This window comes from Deltaproteobacteria bacterium, assembly GCA_016709225.1.
Taxonomy (GTDB): Bacteria; Myxococcota_A; Polyangia; order Nannocystales; family Nannocystaceae; genus Xiheibacterium; species Xiheibacterium phototrophicum.
The window spans coordinates 2,165,129-2,185,664 of record JADJEE010000012.1; the positions used below are offsets into that span (position 1 = coordinate 2,165,129).

18 protein-coding genes are annotated in these 20,536 nt (G+C 70.9%); 11 read left to right on the forward strand and 7 right to left on the reverse strand.

Annotated elements, in window-relative coordinates; genetic code table 11:
* The first annotated feature begins 42 nt into the window (after positions 1 to 42).
* On the forward strand, positions 43 to 765 hold the full coding sequence (locus IPH07_33920; protein ID MBK6922437.1) for an SDR family oxidoreductase: 723 nt from the start codon (positions 43 to 45) through the stop codon (positions 763 to 765).
* Positions 762 to 1,814, forward strand: coding sequence for an S-adenosylmethionine:tRNA ribosyltransferase-isomerase (locus tag IPH07_33925; protein ID MBK6922438.1), 1,053 nt, complete (start codon positions 762 to 764; stop codon positions 1,812 to 1,814). The genes IPH07_33920 and IPH07_33925 overlap by 4 nt, the downstream gene beginning before the upstream one ends.
* Positions 1,815 to 1,816: 2 nt before the next feature.
* Here IPH07_33925 and IPH07_33930 read toward each other — a convergent pair whose 3' ends face one another.
* Positions 1,817 to 3,136, reverse strand: a complete 1,320-nt coding sequence (locus tag IPH07_33930) for a hypothetical protein (GenBank protein MBK6922439.1) — start codon at positions 3,134 to 3,136, stop codon at positions 1,817 to 1,819.
* Between the two features lie 120 nt (positions 3,137 to 3,256).
* On the opposite strand from IPH07_33930, the gene IPH07_33935 reads away from it, so the two are divergent.
* From IPH07_33935 to IPH07_33945, 3 genes are all read left to right on the forward strand, one after another.
* Positions 3,257 to 3,835 (forward strand): helix-turn-helix transcriptional regulator, encoded by a 579-nt coding sequence (locus tag IPH07_33935; GenBank protein MBK6922440.1) that lies wholly within the window; start codon positions 3,257 to 3,259, stop codon positions 3,833 to 3,835.
* Between the two features lie 34 nt (positions 3,836 to 3,869).
* Entirely contained in the window at positions 3,870 to 4,211 is a 342-nt protein-coding gene (locus IPH07_33940; protein ID MBK6922441.1) for a DUF1304 domain-containing protein, read from the forward strand.
* An 88-nt stretch (positions 4,212 to 4,299) separates the two neighbouring features.
* Positions 4,300 to 6,321: a cobalamin-dependent protein gene (locus IPH07_33945; GenBank protein MBK6922442.1), complete on the forward strand. Its 2,022-nt coding sequence runs from the start codon at positions 4,300 to 4,302 to the stop codon at positions 6,319 to 6,321.
* Here IPH07_33945 and IPH07_33950 read toward each other — a convergent pair.
* The 3 genes from IPH07_33950 to IPH07_33960 form a co-directional block, all read right to left on the reverse strand.
* The gene (locus tag IPH07_33950) at positions 6,318 to 7,451 is read right to left on the reverse strand and encodes a hypothetical protein (protein MBK6922443.1); all 1,134 of its coding nucleotides are present in this window, start codon (positions 7,449 to 7,451) and stop codon (positions 6,318 to 6,320) included. The genes IPH07_33945 and IPH07_33950 overlap by 4 nt on opposite strands.
* Before the next feature lie 147 nt (positions 7,452 to 7,598).
* Positions 7,599 to 8,825 (reverse strand): SPFH domain-containing protein, encoded by a 1,227-nt coding sequence (locus IPH07_33955; GenBank protein ID MBK6922444.1) that lies wholly within the window; start codon positions 8,823 to 8,825, stop codon positions 7,599 to 7,601.
* Positions 8,825 to 9,937, reverse strand: a complete 1,113-nt coding sequence (locus tag IPH07_33960; GenBank protein ID MBK6922445.1) for an SPFH domain-containing protein — start codon at positions 9,935 to 9,937, stop codon at positions 8,825 to 8,827. The genes IPH07_33955 and IPH07_33960 overlap by 1 nt, the downstream gene beginning before the upstream one ends.
* A 97-nt stretch (positions 9,938 to 10,034) precedes the next feature.
* Here IPH07_33960 and IPH07_33965 point away from each other — a divergent pair, with 97 nt between their 5' ends.
* Both IPH07_33965 and IPH07_33970 read left to right on the forward strand, forming a co-directional pair.
* Positions 10,035 to 10,361: a hypothetical protein gene (locus tag IPH07_33965; GenBank protein MBK6922446.1), complete on the forward strand. Its 327-nt coding sequence runs from the start codon at positions 10,035 to 10,037 to the stop codon at positions 10,359 to 10,361.
* A 180-nt stretch (positions 10,362 to 10,541) separates the two neighbouring features.
* Positions 10,542 to 11,084, forward strand: coding sequence for a hypothetical protein (locus IPH07_33970; GenBank protein ID MBK6922447.1), 543 nt, complete (start codon positions 10,542 to 10,544; stop codon positions 11,082 to 11,084).
* Here IPH07_33970 and hflX read toward each other — a convergent pair.
* Both hflX and IPH07_33980 read right to left on the reverse strand, forming a co-directional pair.
* On the reverse strand, positions 11,081 to 12,547 hold the full coding sequence (gene hflX / locus IPH07_33975; GenBank protein MBK6922448.1) for a GTPase HflX: 1,467 nt from the start codon (positions 12,545 to 12,547) through the stop codon (positions 11,081 to 11,083). The genes IPH07_33970 and hflX overlap by 4 nt on opposite strands.
* A gap of 112 nt (positions 12,548 to 12,659) precedes the next feature.
* A complete protein-coding gene (locus IPH07_33980; protein ID MBK6922449.1) occupies positions 12,660 to 14,267 on the reverse strand; it encodes an alginate lyase family protein in 1,608 nt (535 codons plus the stop codon).
* Positions 14,268 to 14,440: 173 nt separating this feature from the next.
* Between IPH07_33980 and IPH07_33985 the strand changes: the two genes are divergently transcribed.
* The 3 genes from IPH07_33985 to IPH07_33995 are packed head-to-tail and all read left to right on the forward strand — an operon-like array spanning position 14,441 to position 17,562.
* Positions 14,441 to 15,652 (forward strand): efflux RND transporter periplasmic adaptor subunit, encoded by a 1,212-nt coding sequence (locus tag IPH07_33985; GenBank protein MBK6922450.1) that lies wholly within the window; start codon positions 14,441 to 14,443, stop codon positions 15,650 to 15,652.
* 4 nt (positions 15,653 to 15,656) lie between these two features.
* The gene (locus IPH07_33990; GenBank protein ID MBK6922451.1) at positions 15,657 to 16,874 is read left to right on the forward strand and encodes an ABC transporter permease; all 1,218 of its coding nucleotides are present in this window, start codon (positions 15,657 to 15,659) and stop codon (positions 16,872 to 16,874) included.
* The gene (locus IPH07_33995; protein MBK6922452.1) at positions 16,867 to 17,562 is read left to right on the forward strand and encodes an ABC transporter ATP-binding protein; all 696 of its coding nucleotides are present in this window, start codon (positions 16,867 to 16,869) and stop codon (positions 17,560 to 17,562) included. The genes IPH07_33990 and IPH07_33995 overlap by 8 nt, the downstream gene beginning before the upstream one ends.
* Positions 17,563 to 17,580: 18 nt before the next feature.
* Here IPH07_33995 and wecC read toward each other — a convergent pair whose 3' ends face one another.
* Positions 17,581 to 18,846: a UDP-N-acetyl-D-mannosamine dehydrogenase gene (wecC, locus tag IPH07_34000; GenBank protein ID MBK6922453.1), complete on the reverse strand. Its 1,266-nt coding sequence runs from the start codon at positions 18,844 to 18,846 to the stop codon at positions 17,581 to 17,583.
* Positions 18,847 to 18,989: 143 nt separating this feature from the next.
* Between wecC and IPH07_34005 the strand changes: the two genes are divergently transcribed.
* Complete coding sequence (locus tag IPH07_34005) at positions 18,990 to 20,492, forward strand: undecaprenyl/decaprenyl-phosphate alpha-N-acetylglucosaminyl 1-phosphate transferase (GenBank protein ID MBK6922454.1); 1,503 nt, start codon at positions 18,990 to 18,992, stop codon at positions 20,490 to 20,492.
* The last annotated feature ends 44 nt before the right edge of the window (positions 20,493 to 20,536 follow it).

Consider the following 20,536-nt stretch of genomic DNA (forward strand, 5'->3'; position numbering starts at 1 on the left):
ACCGCAGCACCATCCTCGTCTCGAAGGAGAGAGACGATGACCATGGACATGCACGACGAGATCGCGATCGTCACCGGGGCGAGCCGCGGGCTCGGGCTGGCACTGTCGCACGCGCTGGCACGACGCGGAGCGAAGGTCGCCATGCTCGCCCGCGACGAGGACGCGCTGGCACGGGCGGCGCGCGAGGTCGGCGAGTTCGGCGAGGTGCTGGCGATCGCCGCCGACATCGGTGATCCCACCCAGGCGCCGTCGATCGCCGCTCGCGTCGCGGCGCGCTTCGGGCCGGCGACCCTCGTGGTGCACAACGCCAGCACGCTGGGCGCGGTGCCGCTGCAGCTGCTGGCCGACACCGACCCGCGGATGTTCGCCGCGACGATGGCGACCAATCTCATCGGCCCGTTCGCGCTGTCCCATGCCGTGGTCGGATCGATGGTGCTGCGCGGGCACGGCACGCTGGTGCACATCAGCTCCGACGCAGCGGTCGAGCCGTATCCGCGCTGGGGCGCCTATGCGGTGTCGAAGGCTGGCCTCGATCACCTCGCGCGCATCTGGGCCGCGGAGCTCGACGGCACCGGGGTGCGAGTGCTCGCGATCGACCCCGGCGAGATGGACACGCAGATGCACGCCGACGCGATCCCCGACGCCGACCGCGGCACGCTGGCACGCCCGAGCGACGTGGCCGCGCGCATCGTCGCACTGCTCGGCCGAAGCGAGCGCGCCTTGCCCGTGCGCTTGCAGGCCGCCGACATCGAGGTGACGACATGAAGGCCCGCGGTACCCCCGACAAGGGTGGCGACACCCAGCGCCTGCTGGCGATCGACAGCGCCAGCGGCGAGGTCTTCGAACGCACCGTGGGCGAGCTGCCGCAGCTGCTGCGCGCCGGCGATCTGGTGGTGCTCAACGATGCCGCGACGATGCCGGCCTCGCTGCAAGCTCGGGCCAACGGTGCCGCGATCGAGCTGCGCCTGGCGGGCCCGCCCGAGCAGGGTCGCTGGCTCGCGGTGCTGTTCGGCGACGGCAGCTGGCGCGTCGACACCGACGCCCGACCGGCACCGCCGCGGCTGGAGCTGGGCGCACGCATCGAGCTCGACGGGCGCGTGCAGGCCCACGTGGTCGCGGTCGATCCCACGTCGACGCGGCTGGTGTGGCTGGCGTTCGACGTGCCGGAGGCAGCGGTCTGGTCGCTGCTGTATCGACGGGGTCAACCCGTGCAGTACTCGTACCTGGCGCACGCGCTCGCGCTGTCCGACGTGCAGACCAGCTATGCCGGGCGACCGTGGTCGGTCGAGATGCCGTCGGCCGGTCGACCGCTGACGATCGCCACACTGTTGGCGCTGCGACGTCGTGGCATCGAGGTCGCGATGCTCACCCACGCCGCAGGGCTGTCGGCGACGGGTGATCCCGCGCTCGACGCCCGGTTGCCGCTGCCCGAGCGCTACGACCTGCCGGCGAGCACCGTCGTTGCGGTCGCGGCCGCGCGGGCACGGGGCGGCCGCGTCGTCGCGGTCGGGACCTCGGTCGTGCGCGCGCTCGAGGGCAGCGCGGCGCAGCACGGCGGCGTGCTGCGGGCCGGCTCGGGGCTCACCGATCTGCGGATCTCGCCGACGTTCACCCGTCGCGTCGTCGACGGCGTGCTCTCGGGCGTGCACGAGCCTGGCAGCAGCCACCACGCGCTGCTCGGAGCGTTCGCGGATGCATCGCTGCTGGAGCACGCCCACGCGTGGGCGCTCGCCCACGACCTGCAGGTGCACGAGTTCGGCGACTCGACGCTGGTGCTGCCCGGCCTCGCCCACCGCGATCGGCTCGCGGCCTGACGTCACTGCACGTCGAGCGTGTACATGCCACCGGCGGCCGCGGTGACGAACACGAACGCATCGTCCTGCGCGCCGACCTCGAGCGAAGCACCGCCGACCGGATCGACCACCGTGATGGTGTCGGTGATCGTGAACGCGCGCGCGCCGATGCCCGCGCCCGTGGCGGTGATCGTCAGCGGGCCGGGACCGATGAGGCGGTACACGTCGAAGCCACCGGGGTACACCGCGCCCGTGGCCCCGTCGCCCGCCACGAGATCGCCCTCGCGCGCGACCTCGCCGACGTCGAAGGTCTCGAAGCCGTAGCCGAGCTCGGGGCGGTCGGCGATCATCGCGACACCCATGTCGAGGAACACCGTGAAGGCATCATCGTCACCGACACTGGCGAGCGCGGCGTCGAGGCCGGCCCAGTCGTTGGCTGCCTCGGCCGTGATCGCGGTCATCAAGGGCGCGCCGCCGCGCTCGTAGAGATACGTGCCCCACAGCAGCCCCGCGCCATAGTTGAAGGTGCCGAAGTCGACGCCACCGGGGCCCCAGTCCTGGTCGGGGTCGAGGCGGAAGTCGTCGAGCCACTCGTCGTCGGTGAAGAAGCCGTTGGCGCTCATCGCCGCCTCGGCCATGCTCTCGTCGATCCACGCCACCTCGTCGGCGTCGTAGCCGCGATGGATGATGTGGTAGCTCTCGTGCGCTGCGATCGACAGCGCGTCGTCGCCGTCGAGCGGCGTGAGCACGGTACCGTCGAGGTGCAGCTGGGCATAGTCGCACCAGCTGCACAGGTAGCCATCACCCCCGCCGTTGGTGTCGACCACGAAGATCGCGACCTTGCCCCCGGGCAGGCCCGCGGCATCGAGCGAGCCGAACACCGCCTCGTCGTTCACGATCACGCCCCTCTCCGGATCGATCGATCCCGCGGGCGTGAAGAGCTCGTAGCGATGCATGAAGCCGGCGACGTCACTCTGATCGATGCCCTGCTCCCAGAGGTCGTCGGCGACGATCAGGAAGGTGCGCTCGCCCTCGGCGCGGCAGGTACCGCTGACCGACGAGATCTGGTGGGTCTGCCCATCGTAGACCTGCGTCGAGGCCGGCATGCCGTAGCACGGCGAGTCGGTGTAGTCGGGCAGTCCGCCGGTGGTCGTGCCGCCGCTCGAGTCGGCCGCACCACCGGACGATCCGCCCGAGCTGCTACCGGTGCTGCCGTCGTGGCCGCCACTCGACGACTCGCCCGTCGTCGGGCCCGAGCTGCCGCTGCCGACGTCACCCCCACCTCCGGTGTCCGCGCACGCGAACAGCAGCATCGACACCGGCACGCCCATCATCCGTCGCATGCCGCGAAGCCTACGCCGATCGCCCGTGCCTGCGCGATCGGATTGCTCCGCGCGTGCCAGGGGGCTAGCGTTACGACGCGAACGACCTCGCGCGCGGGCGCGAAGTCACATGTCTCCGAGATGGCGCGCGCGCGACAGTTCGACGTCGAGATCGCGACCGATGCAGCGGTCGAGCTGTTCTGGGACCGCGGCTATACGGCGTGCTCGGTCCGCGATCTGTGCGAGGCGATGGCGCTGCAGCCCGGCAGCTTCTACGCGGCCTTCGGCAGCAAGCAGGCCTGCTTTCGTCGTGCACTCGAGCGCTACCTCGCACGGGAGGCCGAGCGCAACGGACTGCTGCGAGGCCCCGGGCCCGAGGCCATCCGCGCGTGGCTCGACACCATCGCGTCGCCGCGCCGACGCCACCGCGGCTGCCTGCTGGTGAACACCGCCGTCGAGGGGCCCCACCTCGACGCACCGACCCGCGCGTTCGTGGCCGCGCGCATGGCCGCGATGGAGCACTTCTTCACCGCGTGTCTGGGCGGCGGCCCCGACGCCCACCGCGGCGCGGCCCTGGTGTCGAGCACGGTGATCGCGATCCACGTGCTGGCCCGCGCCGGCACCACCGCCCCCCACCTGCGCAGCCTCGCCGACCAGACCCTCGGCACGCTGCAGCTGCCGCTGCTCGGCGGTTCGCGACGCTCGGCCCGGCGGGCTTGACGATTCTTGAGCGATCGCTCAAGAATCGTCGCCGATGGCCGCCACCGTGATGACCCTGCTGGTCGCGTTCCTCCACATCGTCTTCATGGTGTTCGAGACGTTCCTGTGGACGACGCCCGGCGTGCGACGCCGCTTCGGCCAGAGCGCAGAACAAGCCGAGGCCACCCGCGTGCTCGCGGCCAACCAGGGCGTGTACAACGGCGCGCTCGCAGGCGCGCTGGTGTGGGCCACCACCGCCGGCGACGTGCCGGCGACCCGCGTGCTGCTCGGCTTCGTGATCGTGGTCGGGCTGTACGGCGGCTTCACGGCCAAGCGCAGCATCTTGGTGCTGCAGGCGCTGCCGGCCGCGATCGCGCTGGCGCTGACGCTGGTCTGACGAGCGCAGCCGCGAGCCTGCTCGCGACGGCCCAAATCGGTCCGCGGCTTGCCGCCCATGGCCACCGCGTTATCTCTCGATCGCGGCCATGGCATCACTCGTCCAGCTCCAGCGCCGCCCCGGCGATTCCCCCGCGTCGTCACGTCCGGCCAAGGTGCTGCTCGTCTCGCCGCGCTACAGCTCGTCGTACTTCCCGATTGGCTTGGCCTACGTCTCTTCGTACATCCGCCAGTGCGGACACGAGGTCGTGGCGTGCAACCTCAACCACCACGATCACGACGCAGGTCGGGCCGAGCTGGCCCGGCTGCTGCGCGAGCACGCATTCGACGCCATCGGCATCACCGGGCTCACCGTCGCGTTCAACGCGATCGAGTCGTTGATCGAGTTCCTGCGCCCCCGCTGCGCTGCGCCCATCGTGCTGGGCGGCGGCATCACCTCGTGCGAGAGCGAGCTGGTGATGCGGACGCTGCGACCGGACTACATGGTCGTGAGCGAGGGTGAGCTGATCTTCCGCGATCTGCTGGCCGTGATCACCGCTGCGGGCGACCCCGCGAGCGTCGCCGGCATCTGGTACTGGGACGGCGAGACCCCCCGCGCGACCGGTGACGGGCCCTCGATCGCCAACCTCGACGAGCTGCCGTTCCCCGACCTCGAGCTCTTCGGCATCGCGCGCGAGATGGAGCTGCAGTCGACGATGCAGGTCACGTATCACGAGACCCGCTTTCACGCCGGCAAGACCGTGCCCATCACCGCCAGCCGCTCGTGCCCGTTTCGCTGCACGTTCTGCTACCACGCCGGCATGGGCAAGTACCGGCGACACTCGATGGAGAACGTCGTCGATCACATCGAGTCGATCCTCGCCCGTACCGACGCCACCCACATCTCGATCTACGACGAGCTGTTCTCGGCCAACAAGAAGCGCATCGTCGAGTTCTGCGACCTCCTCGAGCAGCGCGGCATCCAGGTCTCGTGGTTCTGCCAGCTGCGCGTCGATCAGCTCGACCAGGATCTGCTCCACCGCATGCGCAGGGCCGGCTGCCGGCACATCTCGTTCGGCTTCGAGAGCGGCAGCGATACCGTGCTCGACAGCATGGACAAGAAGATCACCGCCGCGCAGATCGCCCGCGCGGTGGAGCTCACGCGCAACGCGAAGATCGGCATCCAGGCCAACTTTCTGTTCGGCGACCCGGCCGAGACCGAGCAGACGCTGCAGGAGTCGCTGGCGTTCCAGCGCGAGCACGACCTCATGTTCGTCGACTGGTCGGCGGTGATCCCCTACCCCGGCACGCGGCTATACGCCCGCGCGCTGGAGCGGGGGCTGATCGGCGATCGCGTCGAGTTCATCCGCAGCATGTGCGACATCTCGAGCTACCTGTGGCGCGGGCAGGTCAACCTCACCGAGCTATCCGACGAGCGCTTCCTCGAGCACTACGTCGCGCTGCGCGAGCTGAACGACCGCAACCACCGCACGCGACCGGCGATCGTCCGCCACGGCCGTGCGACCGGCCCCCAGCACTCGTGCATCACCGTCGAGTGCCCCAGCTGCAACCACGCCGAGACGCTCGAGCTGCCGTATCCGCCGGGGCCCGGCGACACGCCGATCTCGACGCGGGCGATCGTCGGCGTGCAGGGCTACAACATCGTGTGCGATGCGTGCAATCGCAAGATGCACCTCGCGGCGCGACGCATCCCCCACGTCGCGTCGTTCTACGCCGACTTCCAGGCCGCGCTCGATCGCTGCAAGGCCGCAAGCACGCCGGTGGTGATCGTGCCGGCGATGGACCGCTACTTCGGCGTGTTCGCGCAGGATGTGGATCTCGAGGGGCTCGACGTGGTGGCCGCGCTCGACTGGCGCGCGCACCGGGCCGGCGCCGCCTTCATGGGCGTCACCGTCGAGAGCCTCGACCACGCGCATGTGCAGCGTCACCGTGACGCCACCTTCGTGGTGCTGCCGTGGGTCGAGTCGGACGATGCGGTCGCGCTGCTGCGCGCCGCCGGCGTACAGGATGACGCGATCCTTTGTTGGACCGATCGCTTCGCCACGCACACCCGGCCGCAGCCACGCCTGCTGGCGCGCGCTTCTGGGGCTCGCGCGGCCAGCGGGTGCTAAGACTTGGGTCGCTGCAGCACGCGGTTCTTCGTGATCCAGTAGAGCGAGGCGTCGTCGACCGCGATCGACCTCGCTTCGTTCTGCTGCGTCGCGAGCACGACCGGCGCACCACCTCGGTGTGGCGCCGACTTCACCTCGGTCGAGTCGGTCCAGTACACCGAGCTCGCGTCGGCAGCCACACCCCACGGTGCCATCTGACCGCTCGCGAGGACGCTCGCTTCGCCGCCGACGGTGGCCAGGCTCATGATCGTGTTGGGGTTGTTCGCGGCCGCGCCATCGCCGTGGGCCCAGACGAACGAGTCGCCGACCGTCGCGAGTCCCCAGGGTTGCGCCAGCCCAGTCGCGAGGATCTGCATCTGCATGCCGTCGGGATCGCCCGCGAGCGGTACCGACACCAACGCGCCCACCGAGTCGTCCGGCGGAGGGGGCTCGATGAACGTCACGCCGCCATTGCCGGGCTCGGGATCGTGTGACGTGACGTAGAACCTCGTGCCGTCGAGCACGATGTCGGCGATGCCGGCGTACGCGCTGAGCAGGTTCTGCGAGCTGCCGCCCGCGAGCGGCGCGCGCCAGACTCCGCCGCTCCCCGAGCCGAAGGTGGTCCAGTACACGTGCGTGTCATCGACAGCGAGCGCGCGCGGGCGGTCGGTGGTGTCGTCGAGGACTTCGCTCGCACCACCCGCGATCGGCATCCGAGCGACGACGCCATCGTCGACGAACCCGGTCCAGTAGACCCACGCACCGTCGACGACGACGTCGTAGGGGGCCTCGAGCCCGGTCGCGAGCATCTCGATGTCGCCACCACCCTTGGCGACGCGCGCCAGCGTGCCGGCGCTCTGATCGCTGAAGTAGACGTGGGTGCCATCGACGGCGATGCCGCGCCCGCCGGTGAGTCCGTCCGCGAGCACGAGGCACTCGCCACAACCGGCGTCGGTCGGCCCGCCGCCGGTGCTCCCACCCTCACTCGACGACGTGCCGACGCCGCCGGTGCTGTCGACCGCCGCGGTGCTGCTGTCGCTGGGCGCGGTGGTCGACGACGGACTCGCCGTGGTGCTGCCCGAGCCGCCGGTGGAGCTCGTTCCACCCGCGGTGGTGGTATCGCCCGCCTGCGAGTCGCCACACGCGGCCATGCAGATCCACCCTACCAACATCCGATGACGGCATTTCATAGGCGCCCAGTGTGCCCCACCGATGCGCGGGTGGGGCAACCGCGAGATCGCCCACCGCCAGAACGCGCGTCGACGTGGGTTCTGGCGGGCGAGCGCCGGGGTCCGCGGCTACTTCTCGCCCATGAACTCGAGCGTGAAGCGACGCAGCCGCAGCACGCTGGGAATGCCCTCGCCGCTGGCAAAGCTGAGCGACTCGGCGAAGTGCACGTTGTCCGCGGCCTGCCACGCGATGAAGGCCCGCCCCGCGGCGGTGCCGAGCAACGCGTTGCGCTTGGCCTCGAACTCGGCGCGGACCTTGGCCAGCAGCAGCTCGCTCTGCGCCTCGAGGCGCGCGCTCACGCCGTCGGCCTCCGCACGCAGGCGCTGGTCGTACTGCAGGGTCTCGGCCTGCACGTTCTTGATGCCCAGCAGGTAACGATCGTCGAGCTTGCTGTGGTCCTCGACGTCGAGCTCGAGCGCGGCGGCGGCCCTGGCGATGAGCGCGGTGCGATCATCCGCCGACAGCGCCGTCAACATGGTTCGTGCGCCACCCGGGGTCGTGTCGTCGCCGACATCGACGAAGCCGACCTGGTAGGCGCGCTCGAGATTGGCACGGCGTTGGATCCACGCCTGCTCGCTCGAGGCCGCACGGGCCTGCGTGCCCTGCACGAAGTTGTCGAGCTTTTGCTGCTCGACGGCGACGGTCTGCACCGCGGCGTCGAGCAGCTTCTTCTGCTCGTTGAGCTGGATCTGCTGCAGCTGCTGCTCGTACTCGGGGCGGAACGCGACCGCACGAATCAGCACGGTCGAGGCCTCGAGGTGCAGCGTCGCCAGCTCCTCGTTGAGCACGCGCAGGGTGTCGTCGGACACCGCGAGTCGGCGGTCGGTCGAGTAGAAATCCGCCGAGGTCAGCTCGGCCAGCCGCTCGCGCAGCACGCTGACGGTGGTCTCCTCGGCGAGCCGCTGGTAGCGGAAGGTGCCATTGGCGTCGACCTGATGGTTGCCGGCCTGCACCACATTCCAGCCCTCGCCGAGCTTGATGCGGTAGGGCACCGACACGTCGAGCATGACGATGTTGTTGTCCTTGGTGCGGATCTGCAGCGGCTGCTGCGGGCCGGCCTCGTCGCTGGTGTAGTCGAGGTACGCGAAGCGCTTGGGCAGCACCAGGATGCGGTGCATGCCCGGTACGCGCCACGCCCAGCCGGGCTCGATGTCGGTCTCGGACACGCCCGAGAAGTTGCTCTGCCGCACGCCGATCTCATCGGGGCGGACCGTCACGGTGCACATCAGCGGCACCAGCCACAACAGCAGCGTCGCGACGACCGCGATTCTGGCGAAACGTCCGATCGCGTCCATCACTTGCCTCCCCCGATCTGCTCGAGCTCGATCCGCGACGGGCGACCGTCGTTGGCGTAGGGCTGGATGCCGATCGTCACGCCGGCGAGCTTGCTGCCGAGCCGCTCCATCACGCGCTCGACGGGTTGGTCACGAAAGGCCTCGATCGAGGCCTGCTGGGCGCCGAACTCGGCCTCGAGCTGGCCCCGCAGCTCGTCGGCCTTGCGCTGGGCGGCGGCCACGGCCGCCTGACCCTTGGCGACGGTGTCGATGCGGTAGCTGTCGACGATGCGGATGGTCTCCGCCTGCTCTGCGATGGCGGTGGCGAGCGTGGTCTCGAGCTCGGCCCGCTTCTCCTGGATGATCTTGTTCTGGTCGCGATCGACCTCGGCCAAGCGGCGGCTGCGATCGGTGCCGGCACGGGTGAGCTCGGACTGGATCACCGCCAGCTGGTTCTCGGCGCCGTTGCGCGACTCGATGAGGTTCTCGTACTCCTCCGAGAAGCGCGGCCGCGGCGTGACGATCTGCGTGACCACCAGGCCGTGGGCCTCGAGCACCTGGTTGAGCCGCGCTCGCGCGCGCTCGGTGGCGGCGCCGAAGTTGGCCGGGTTCGACACGCTGATGGTCGACTCGCGACCGAACTCGTCGCGCAGGATCGAGCGGGCGTAGGGTCGCATCCAGCGGCGGAAGGCCCCCTCCACGCCGGCGTCACGGATGGTGTCCTCGGCGCGGTCGCCCGCGACCTGGAAGATGATGGTGGTGTCGTTGAACAGGAAGTTCGAGCCGTCGCTCGCGCGCACCGTCAGCTCGACGACGTGGAGATCGTCCGTGTTCTGCGTGCCCTTCATGACGAAGGTCTGCGGGCTCGCGTCGAGCACGTAGATCGAGTGCAGGCCGAAGGGCGCCCGCAGCACCAGCCCCGGCTGCACGATGGTGTCGCGCGCCCCGGTGAGGTTGTTGACCCGAACGGCGACCTGACCGGGGTCGATCACCGTGAAGGTCGACATCAGCGTCACCGTGAGGACCAGCAGCGCGACCCCGAGCCACACCAACGGGCCGATACCCCGCTTGCGGAAGTTCTCGAGGAGCACGACCACGGGATTGCCGGGGGGGCGGCCCTTGCTTGTTGCCATTGCAGCCAGAGTAACCCCAAGGGCGGCGGTGGCCGCTCGACCCGCCGGGCGCGGGTACTGGCGTGCGCGTCGGGGTCGTGCTGAACTGCTGTGGCGCGTGAAGACCCGCCGGCCCTGGCTGCTGCTGCTGTTCGCGACCCTGTTCGCGATCGTCGGCGTCACGCGGCCGGTGACCGCGGCCCAACGCGAGGCGGCGAGCTCACGGCTCGACGCGTCGCTGCCGGTCGCTGCCCGCCAGGACGCGCCCGATCGTCCGACCCGTGATCCGAGTCGCCCCGATCCCGACGTGGGTGAGGCCGGCTCGCTCGGCAGCGAGACCCCCGCCGCTGCGATCCACGTCGCGTCGCTGCTCGACGCACACGCTGGCTCGCCCGCGATCTCGCCGTGCGATCGACCGCGCGCGCGCGGTCCACCGACGGCCTAGCCACGCGCCAAGGCCCGCCTGTGCGCGCGCCTCCGTCGTCCTGCAGCGGTCGAGCACACGATCGCAGGACACCAGGAAGGCACGCACCTGCACGGCGCGACGATGCTCGGCTGCGTCGTCGGAACTCCATCGATTTCCCAGCGTGCTCCGGCGGCGGGCCCGATTGCCCGCGGATTCCCCGTGGAGAAACCACTCACCCATCCGTTTTTCACCCGCGCCGTCTCGTGGCTGCGCAACACCATGAATCTCAGCACCGCAGTCCTGCCGGGCGATGCCATCGGCGATCCGCAGGACCCCTCTCGTGCGCGAATCGATGGCTATCTCGACGACAGCGAGTCGCGCTCGTTCGCCTCGCTGGCCATCGTCTCGTTGGTCTGCGCCGGCGTGATCGCCCTGGCGGCGTCACGCCCGGGTCTGTCACCGACGCAGTGGACGCTGACACACTACGGCAGCATCACGTTGGCGATCTGCGGCTTCGTCGGCCTCATCGTCGAGGTTCGACGGGCACGCATGCGTCGGCTCGAGGTCTCAGTGATCGTGTTGGCCGGCGACGCCGCTGCGCGCATCGAGCCCGAGCACATCGAGCGTTGGCAAGCTCGACCCGACCAGCGGCTGTGGCTGGTGAGTGAAGCGGGCCTGCCGAAGACCTCGATGGCCCGCGCCCGCGAGCTCGGCATGCGCTGCTTCATGGCCGGCGAGCAGGGCATCAGCGAGCGCGCCTAGCCGCTCGACTCCGCCGCCGCCACACGCTCGCGCAAGCGCGTGAGCACGGCCGCCGGCGCGCGCAAGGAGTAGCGCGTGCCGGTCTCGCCGTGGTGCTCGGCGAGCACGGTCGCGTCGTCGTACAGCTGCCCGATCACGCCGGCGGCCTGGTACGGCACGAACAGCTCCTCGTCCTGCATGTCGCCGTCGAAGAACGAGACCACGAGGTCCCGCACGCGACGAACGTCGGCGGGATCGTGCGCACTGACCAAGATGGCATCGGGGAACTCCTGCGAGAGCGCGGTGGTGGCCGCGTCGTCGAGGCGATCGCGCTTGTTCAGCACCAGGCGCGAGGCGACCTCGCCGGCACCGATGCCGGCCAGCACCTCGCGCACGACCGCGAGCTGCTCGCGGAAGGTCGGGTCGGCGGCGTCGACCACGAACAGCAGCAGCGAGGCCTCGAGCGCCTCGTCGAGGGTGGAGCGGAACGACGCCACCAGCTCGTGCGGCAGCTTCTTGATGAAGCCGACGGTGTCGCTCACGAGGATGCGCGGCTCGGTCTCGGGCCGCAGCGCCCGCACGGTGGTGTCGAGGGTCGCGAACAGCTTGTCGGCGACGTAGACGCCACTCGAGGTGAGACCGCGCATCAGCGAGCTCTTGCCGGCGTTGGTGTAGCCGACCAGGCAAACCCGCCGCTGCGACTGCCGGCTCGCGCGTCGCGTCGCGCTCTCGCGCTCGATGGCGACCAGCTCGCGTCGCAGCTCCGCGATGCGGTCGCGGATCTTGCGACGATCGAGCTCGAGCGCCGACTCGCCGGCCCCCTTGCCGCCGATGCCACCGCGCTGACGATCGCCTCCGGCACCGGCCTCGCGCAGGCGGGGTGCGACATAGCTCAGTCGGGCGATCTCCACCTGCAGGCGCGCCTCGCGACTCTTGGCGTGACGGTGGAAGATCTCGACGATCACGTGGGTGCGATCGAGGACCTCGGCACCAGTTGCGCGCTCGAGGTTGCGCTGCATGCGGGGCGAGAGCTCGTGGTCCACCACCACGACCTGCGCGCGTTGCTCGGGTGGACGCGGGCCGTCGTCGTCGCCGTCGTCGCCGTCGTCGGGATCGTCGGCGCTCGGCGCCTCGGGCCCATCGTCACCCTCGAGATCGTCGTCACCCTCGAGCACTCGATCGTCGCGCAGGCCCATTCGCTCGCGGCGCTCGAGCGCCTTGTCACGGCTGGCGATCGTGGGATCGGTGTGCCCGTCGCCGCCGGTCCAGCGCGCCAGCTCGCGCAGCTTGCCCTCGCCGAGCACGGTCGCGGGCGACACCGAGCCGCGTCGCTGCGTCACCCGGCCGATGACGTCGAGCCCGAGGGTCTTCACCAGCCGCCCCAGCTCGGCGACGTCGGCCTCGTGCTGCGCGTCGGAGACGGTCGGCAGCTGCACCGCGACCAGCACGGCGCGCGGCGTCTTCTCGGTCGTCGAGATGGTCATCGGCGGCGCAGCTTAGCCGCGACCGCGCCGTCGCGCCGCCTCGAACCCGGCCGGAGTGGACCGCCCTCGCCGTGAGATCGACGCGGATCGACGGCGCGGGCGACCCGCGGCGCTACCGCACGACGCGGATGATGGTCTTGCGCGGCCGCAGACCAAGCTCGCTGCGGATGCACGTGCGCGCGGCGGGTTGACCGATCGCGCGCCACCCCGGCGCAGGCTCGAGCACGACCGGGGCCCCGCGCACGGTGATCTCGATCGTCTCGCCGCGGGGCAGGAACACCAGCGCGCCGTGGTCGGTCGCCCGCACCGCGAGGCCGCCGGCGACGAACCACCGCAGGATGCCAGGCACCACCGGCGGCGCGAGCTCATCGGTGATCTCGAGCGCGTCACCGCTCCACTCGATGCGCCGGCGATGGGTCGCGACGCCGCGCCAGCCGCGGACCTCGGCGACGATGCGCTGCTCGCCGAGTTCGAGCAGGTTCGGTACGGCACGACCACCGATGCGGTGGCTCTTCCAGAGCTCGTGCTGATCACGATCTTCGACGGTGACGGTGTTGTGCGCGTGGGTCGAGCGGGCGTAGTCGCGATCGAGGCCCGGCACGTAGGTGCCGACGCCCGCGTCGACCAGCACGCGAGTGCGGCCGTGGGAGAGCTCGAGCGCGAGGCAATCGCCGTGGATGTGGCCGACCTGCTGCGGCAGCCCCACGCCGCCGCGGTTCCACAGCAACGTGAAGGGGCCCCAGCTACGCCGCGAGAAGCCGCTCTCGCGGGCGTCGTCGTTGCCGAGCACGAGCTTGGTGCCCACGCGATCGCACAGCCGCGCCGGCGTGGCGGGTGCGGCGAGCTGGCTGTCGCCCCACAGCGCGACATCGCCGTCGGGGTGGGTGAACGCCGGCAACGCGTCGACCATGCGCCGCAGCGCGACCCGCAACGGATCGGCGAACCCTGGCAGTCGCGGCTGTGCCAGCGCCACCACCTGAGCCAGCTGCTCGGCCAGCAGGCAGTGGTAGCTCGGCGTGCGCTCGGCGTGCACGCCGTCGCTGGCCAGCTGATCGCGCACGCACGCCAACAGCCGCGGTGCGCATCGCTCGAGCACCATGCTCGGAACGTGCCCCGTCAGCCCCAGCCCGCAGGCGACCAACGCGGCGAGGTTGGTCCACACGTGATTGCCGTCGAGGTGCAGCTCGACATGACGCTCGAGGTGCAACAGCTGTGCGCACATCGACGCCAACATCAGCTCGAGCTCGGGCGCCGACAGCTGCAGGCCCTCGCGCGCGAGCCAGCCCAGCCAGTGCAGCAGTCGCATCGAGGTCGGGTACGGCTCCCAGCCGACGCCCTCGCGGTGCTCCTCGATCCAGTCGAAGATGCAGCGACGGGCCTGCGCCGTCGGACACTGCGGGTCGCTGATCCAGCCGTGGTAGTGGAGCGTGTACGTCCACAGCGGATCACCGCCCTGCCAGCCGGCCCGCAGGGGATCGTGGGCGGGTTGCCCGAGCAGGTGCACGCCACCGTCCTCGTCGATGCGGCCCTCGGGCGAGGGGCCACGAAATCCCTCCGGCAACGCCAGTGCGTCGACCCCGGGCGCCCGCGACTGCGCGGGCGTGCGCGCGGGGCCGCGGGTACGCTGCAGCGCGAACGCGGCCAGCTGCGACGCGCGCAGGTGACTCGCCGCGCGCAGCGTCGGGCCGAGGCGATCGAGTGCGCGTCGCAGCCGGGTCATCGGGTCAGCAGGCCCACGGTATCCACGACCGCGTGCCGATTGAACCACGCGCGCAGGAATTCCGCGAAATCACCGGTGCGGGCGCAGGATCGTCGATGCGCCGCCGCACGTCCACTGACCCCTTGGGCAGCGCGCGCTCGGCCACGCAGCCGTGTTCGGCGCGATGATGCATCATGGCCTCGGCGATGGGTCACGCACGACGGCGGTGGATCGCGGGCGCGGTGAGCCTCGGCCTGCTCGCGGGCGCTGGCATCTACGTCGCGCGCCGCTGGCGAGGCCCGGTGGTGACGACCATCCAGCCGCGACGTGGCGCGCTCGCGCAGACCCTGGTGGCGATCGGCCGGGTCGATGCCCCGGCCGAGATCACCTTCGCCGCACGTGAATCCACGAAGATCACGCGCGTGGGCGTCGAGGAAGGCGAGCACGTCGTCGCGGGCGAGCTGATCGTGCAGATGGACCAGGCCGAGGCCGAAGCCATGGTCGTCCAGGCCCAGGCCTCGCTGCAGCAGGCACGCGCACGCACGAAGCAGGTGTCGACGATCTCGGCGCCTTCGGCGGCCGCGGGGCTGCGCGAGGCGAAGGCCAACCTCGCGGAGGCGCAGCGCGCATTCGATCGCAGCGAGCTGCTGTTCGGCAGTGGCAACCTCAACGCGGCCGATCTCGATCTGGCGCGCACCGAGCTCGCGGTCGCGCGTGCGCGGGCGCGAACCGCCGAGCTACAGCAGGCAGCCGTCAGCAAGTCGGGCGCGGACTGGCAGGCCGCCATCGCCGCGGAGATGTTCGCCGAGGCTGGACTCGCAGCGGCCGAGGCCCGACTCGATCGACTGCGCATCGTCGCGCCCTCGGCGGGCACGCTGGTGGAGCGCACCGCCGAGGTCGGCGACATCGTGCAGCTCGGCACCCGCCTCGGCCGCATGACCCTCGACGGGCCGACCCGCTTGGTGATCGAGCCGGACGAGAAGAACCTCCGCTTGCTCGCGGTCGGCCAGCGGGCGCTGGCGTCGGCCGAGGCGTTCCCCGATCTCCAGTTCGACGCGACGGTCGACTACATCGCGCCGGCGGTCGACGCGATGCGCGGGACCATCGAGGTGCGGCTGTCGGTCGCCGACCCGCCGAGCTACCTGCGCACGGACATGACGGTGTCCGTCGAGATCGAGGTCGGTCGCGTCGACGAAGCCATCGTCGTGCCGCTCGAGGTCGTGCGCGACCTGGCCTCGCGCGCGCCCTGGACCCTCGCGATCGAACACGGCGTCGCCGTGCGCCGTGAGCTCACGCTGGGGCTGCGCGGCGACGCCGACGTCGAGGTCGTCGAGGGCTTGCGCGGCGACGAAGACCTCATCCCGCTCGATGCGCGTGACATCCAAGCCGGCGACCGGGTGCGGTGAGCCGATGCCGATTGCGCTCTTCGTCGCGCTGCAGTTCCTCCGCGAGGGCAAGACCGCGTCCTCGTTGGTGGTGGCCGCCGTCGGGGTCGGCGTGACGGTGATCGTGTTCCTGTCGGCCCTGATCGGCGGGCTGCAGCAGAGCCTCATCGACAAGACCCTCGGCACGCAGGCCCACGTCGTGGTGCGACCGCCCGAGGAGGCGCCACGTCGGCTGCGCGCCGAGCCCGACACCATCATCGCTCCGAGGGTCCAACGACCGGCGCAGCGCGTGCGCTCGATCGTGGGCTGGCAGCGCGCGATGGCGGAGCTCGCCGACGACCCCGAGGTCGAGGTCGTCACGCCGGTCGTGACCGGACCGGGCTTCGCGGTGCGAGGGACCGCGTCCAAGGCCGTCACGGTGCTGGGCATCGACGTCGCGAGCTACGTCCGCGTGATCGCGATCGACGATCGTCTGGTCGCAGGCGAGCTCCCCCGCAGCGGCGCGGAGGCGGCGATCGGCAGCGAGCTCGCGACCGACCTCGGCATCGAGGTCGGTGACAAGCTCCGTCTCCAAGCTGCCGGTGGCCGCACCGAGCTGTTCACCATCTCGGGCGTGTTCAGGCTCGGCAATCGCGAGGTCGACGAGCGCTGGGTGTTGCTGACGCTCCGTTCGGGCCAGACCTTGCTCGATCTCGTCGGCGGTGTCTCGAGCCTCGAGCTCCGCGTCGCGACGCTCTTCGATGCCGAGCGCACGGCATCACGGCTGGCGTCGGCGACGGGGCTCGTGAGCGAGAGCTGGATGACGACCAATGCCGAGCTGCTCACCGCGCTGCGCTCGCAGGGCGCGTCGAGCCTGCTGATCCAGGCCTTCGTGGTGCTCGCGGTGACGATCGGCATCGCGAGCGTGCTGGTGGTGTCGGTGGTACAGAAGCGTCGCGAGATCGGCATCCTGCGGGCGATGGGCCTGTCGCGAGGGCGGATCGTGCAGGTCTTCATGATCCAGGGCGGTGTTCTCGGTTTGCTGGGCTCCGTCGTCGGCGTCGCGGCCGGCATCGCCGTCGCGATGGCGTTCCGCGGCGCCGTGGTCGACGCCCGCGGGGCGCCGTTGTTTCCCATCTCGGTCGAGCTGCCACTCGTGCTCACCGCCGCCGCCACGGCGATCGCCACCGGCCTCGTGGCCGCCCTGCTCCCGGCCCTGCGCGCGGGTCGACTCGATCCCGCAGTCGCGATCCGCCATGACTGACGCCGTCATCGAGCTCATCGGGGTCACCAAGGACTTCGGCGACGACGTCGTGACCCGGGTACTCAAGGGCATCGACCTGCGCGTCGAGGCGGGGGAGTTCACGGCGCTGGTCGGCCCCTCCGGCTCGGGCAAGAGCACGCTGCTGAACCTGCTCGGCCTGCTCGACCGCCCCACCGGCGGCGTGCTGCGGGTGCTCGGCCGCGACATCGCGGGCCTCGACGACGCCGAGCTCACCGCGCTGCGCGGTCGATCGATCGGCTTCGTGTTCCAGTTCCATCACCTGTTGCCCGCGCTCACCGCGGTGCAGAACGTCCTCCTGCCCCTGGCGATCACCGCTGGTCACGTCACCGCCGAGCAGCGTGCCGCCGCCATCGAAGGCCTACGCGAGGTCGGCCTCGAGGGTCGCGCCGACGAGCGCACCACTCGGCTGTCCGGTGGTCAGCAACAGCGCGTGGCGATTGCCCGCGCGCTGATCGGCCGACCACCACTGGTGCTCGCCGACGAACCCACCGGCAACCTCGACACCGCCACCGCCGACGAGGTCTTCGAGCTGCTGCGAACCTTCAATCGCCGCTCGAAGATGGCCTTCCTCGTGGTCACGCACTCGCCGGAGCTGGCGGCCCGTTGCGACCGCGTCGTCACGCTGGTCGACGGTCGGATCGTCGACGACCGACGCCCCACACCATGAACCCGCGTCGCCGCGGCGTCATCGGGTCAGCAGGCCGACGGTATCGACGACCGACGGTCGATTGAACCACTCGCGACGCAGGCGCGCGAACACCCGGTGGGCCACCAGGATCACCACGATGTCAGCGCTACGCAGGGCCTCCTCCGGGCTCTGCAGCGGCACGCCCTCGATCGGCGAGCTGCGCAGGTGCGGCTCGACTGCGACCACGTCGCCAAAATCCGCCGCCGCCAGCTCGCGCACCACCTCGAGCGCGGGGCTCTCGCGCACGTCGTCGATATCGGGCTTGTAGGTGAGGCCGAGGCACACGATCTTCGGTCGCTTGAAGCGCTCCGCGATCGTGCGCACCTGCGCGACCACGCGGTGGGGCCGCCCGTCGTTCACGCGCCGCGCCGCATTGATGAGCGGCGTGTGCTCGGGCGCGACCGCGACGATGAACCACGGATCGACCGCGATGCAGTGGCCGCCGACGCCCGGGCCCGGTCGCAGGATGTTGACGCGGGGGTGACGATTGGCCAGCCGAATCACCTCCCACACGTCGAGGTCGAGCGCGTCGCAGACGTTGGACAGCTCGTTGGCGAACGCGATGTTCACGTCGCGGAAGGCGTTCTCGGACAGCTTCACCAGCTCCGCGGCGTCGGCGGTGCAGCGCAGCACCTCGCCCGCCACGAAGCGCTCGTAGAAGGCCGCGGCGGCCTCGGTGCACGCCGGCGTCACGCCGCCGACCACGCGATCGTTCTCGACCACCTCGCGGATCACCGCGCCCGGCAGCACCCGCTCGGGCGCGTGCGCCACGAACACGTCGCGCCCGGCCACGAAGCCGCCCTGCTCGAGGATGCCCGCAACCAACGCACGGGTGGTGCCGGGCGGACTGGTGGACTCGAGCACCACGAGGTTGCCCGGCCGCAGCACCGGCAAGAGCGCGCGGGTGGCCGCCTCGACGAAGCGCATGTCGGGGCTGTGCCCGGGGCCGAAGGGCGTGGGCACGCAGATGAGGAACGCGTCGGCCGCCTGCGGCGCGTCGAAGGCCCGCAGGTTGCCGGCCGCCACCGCAGCGCGCACGAGCGCATCGAGCTCGGGCTCGACGATGTGGATGCGGCCCTCGTTGATGGTCGAGACCACGTCATTCCGTGTATCGACCCCGGCGATTTTCATCGGCGGCGATGCGGCACTGGCCCCACCGCGGGTCGCGAGCACCGCCGCGGTCGGCAGACCCACGTAGCCGAGACCGATCACACACACATCCCACGTGGCACGGTCACTCGAAGACTGCGACGAAGTGTTCATCCAACGAACTCCATGTCATGCTAAGGGCAAAGTCGTGATTGCGTCCACGGTTGGTCCGCTCGAATTCGTGGTGGCGGGGGTCGGAACGCATCGACCACTGTCAGCGCATGCACGCTCGGGGCAAGTGACAGGGGGATGACCGCGTGAACGCCTCGCTCGGCACACTCTGGCTCGGCGCGATCGCGGCCTTCGCGGTCGTCGCGGGGCTGATGCCGCTGGTGCTCCGGGCCTGGCGGGCGCTGGGTCACCGCGACGACGAGGTCAGCCTCCGCAAGGTTCACACCGGACAGATCCCGCGGGCAGGCGGCCTGGTGATCCTCTTCGGTTTCGGCGTGATGCTGGTGATCGGCCTCGCGGGTGTCAGCTCGCTGTCGGCGACGCACGAGCTCTTCAGCGTCTCGCCGCTCACGGGCGCGCTGCTGGGTGCGCTCATCGTGGGGATGACCGGCGCCTACGACGATCTCGTGGGCCTGCGTCCGCGCACCAAGCTCGCGATGCAGCTGGTGGCGGCGAGCGTCGCCGTGCTCTACGGCCTGCACTGGCCCGCGCTCGAGCTACTGGTCGGCTGGGAGTACAACTGGCTCGCGACGCTGCTCACGATTGGCTTCTTGGTCGCCGGTGTGAACGCGGTGAACATGATGGACGGGCTCGATGGGCTCGCCGCCGGCATCGCGGTGGTGGGCTTCACGACGGTGGTGCTGGCGATCTTCGCCGGGCCCACGCTCGTGCCCGGCACGCTCGCGGTGGGTTGGGCGGCCGCATGCGCGCTCGGAGCCACCGCGGGCTTCCTGCTGCACAACCGCCACCCGGCCAAGGTGTTCATGGGCGACGCGGGCAGCTACTTCGTCGGCTTCCTGCTGCCGGCGCTGCTCGTGCAAGTGTCGCCGGTGCGCTGGCGCGTGCCGGAGATCCAGCTGTCGATCGCGGTCCTGCCCCTCACGGTGCCACTGTTCGACATGACACTGGCGATCGTGCGTCGCACGCTGCGGGGTCAGCCGATCTTCAGCGGTGACTCCGACCACGTGCACCACCGCCTCATGGCGGCCGGGTTCTCGCATGCGCGCGCGGTCACGGTGCTGTGGCTGTCGTCGATGATGTTCGCGGCGCTGGCCTACCTCAACGTCATCGGCATCGGCGGCTGGTGGACGCTGCTCGGCACGCTGGTGGCGGTGGCGATGGCCTCGGTGCTGCTCGGCTACCACCGCATGCTCGCGCGCCTGCCAGCCTTCACCGGCGAGCGGTTCCTCGGCTGGCGCGATCGTCGGCGCGAGGTGATGGAGCTGCTCGACTCCCTGGAGCGCGTGCGGCTGTCGGGCAACGACCGCGGCGAGGCCCGCTGGCGCCGCGTCGCGCCCGAGATCGCACTGGTGCTGGGTCGACTCGGCATCCCCGCGTTCCAGATCCGCCACCGCGAAGAGGTCGTGGTCGGCAGCGGCGATGCCCGCGACGCGTGGGCGTGGCTGGGGCTGCCACTACCGGGGCAAGACGGCGCCGAGCTGCGACTCGCGCTCGCGGTTCGCCTGCCCGAGCTGCAGCAGGAACGCCTGATGCTGATCGAGCGCGCGGTGCTGGCGGTCGCGGGCGAGGGGTCGGCGGCGCGTCAGCTCGCGGTCGTGCGGGACGATCGCGACGCCGCGGTGAGCTGAAGGCTTGGGGCCGCTTGCGGGCGGCGCCTTCGCACGCCCACGCC

Bases quoted from the DNA above. Each gene is read 5' to 3' on its own strand.
- IPH07_33920 (MBK6922437.1), top strand. From the start codon at position 43: ATGGACATGCACGACGAGATCGCGATCGTCACCGGGGCGAGCCGCGGG.
- IPH07_33925 (MBK6922438.1), top strand. From the start codon at position 762: ATGAAGGCCCGCGGTACCCCCGACAAGGGTGGCGACACCCAGCGCCTG.
- IPH07_33930 (MBK6922439.1), bottom strand. From the start codon at position 3,136: ATGCGACGGATGATGGGCGTGCCGGTGTCGATGCTGCTGTTCGCGTGC.
- IPH07_33935 (MBK6922440.1), top strand. From the start codon at position 3,257: ATGGCGCGCGCGCGACAGTTCGACGTCGAGATCGCGACCGATGCAGCG.
- IPH07_33940 (MBK6922441.1), top strand. From the start codon at position 3,870: ATGGCCGCCACCGTGATGACCCTGCTGGTCGCGTTCCTCCACATCGTC.
- IPH07_33945 (MBK6922442.1), top strand. From the start codon at position 4,300: ATGGCATCACTCGTCCAGCTCCAGCGCCGCCCCGGCGATTCCCCCGCG.
- IPH07_33950 (MBK6922443.1), bottom strand. From the start codon at position 7,451: ATGGCCGCGTGTGGCGACTCGCAGGCGGGCGATACCACCACCGCGGGT.
- IPH07_33955 (MBK6922444.1), bottom strand. From the start codon at position 8,825: ATGGACGCGATCGGACGTTTCGCCAGAATCGCGGTCGTCGCGACGCTG.
- IPH07_33960 (MBK6922445.1), bottom strand. From the start codon at position 9,937: ATGGCAACAAGCAAGGGCCGCCCCCCCGGCAATCCCGTGGTCGTGCTC.
- hflX (MBK6922448.1), bottom strand. From the start codon at position 12,547: ATGACCATCTCGACGACCGAGAAGACGCCGCGCGCCGTGCTGGTCGCG.
- IPH07_33980 (MBK6922449.1), bottom strand. From the start codon at position 14,267: ATGACCCGGCTGCGACGCGCACTCGATCGCCTCGGCCCGACGCTGCGC.
- IPH07_33985 (MBK6922450.1), top strand. From the start codon at position 14,441: ATGGCCTCGGCGATGGGTCACGCACGACGGCGGTGGATCGCGGGCGCG.
- IPH07_33990 (MBK6922451.1), top strand. From the start codon at position 15,657: ATGCCGATTGCGCTCTTCGTCGCGCTGCAGTTCCTCCGCGAGGGCAAG.
- IPH07_33995 (MBK6922452.1), top strand. From the start codon at position 16,867: ATGACTGACGCCGTCATCGAGCTCATCGGGGTCACCAAGGACTTCGGC.
- wecC (MBK6922453.1), bottom strand. From the start codon at position 18,846: ATGAACACTTCGTCGCAGTCTTCGAGTGACCGTGCCACGTGGGATGTG.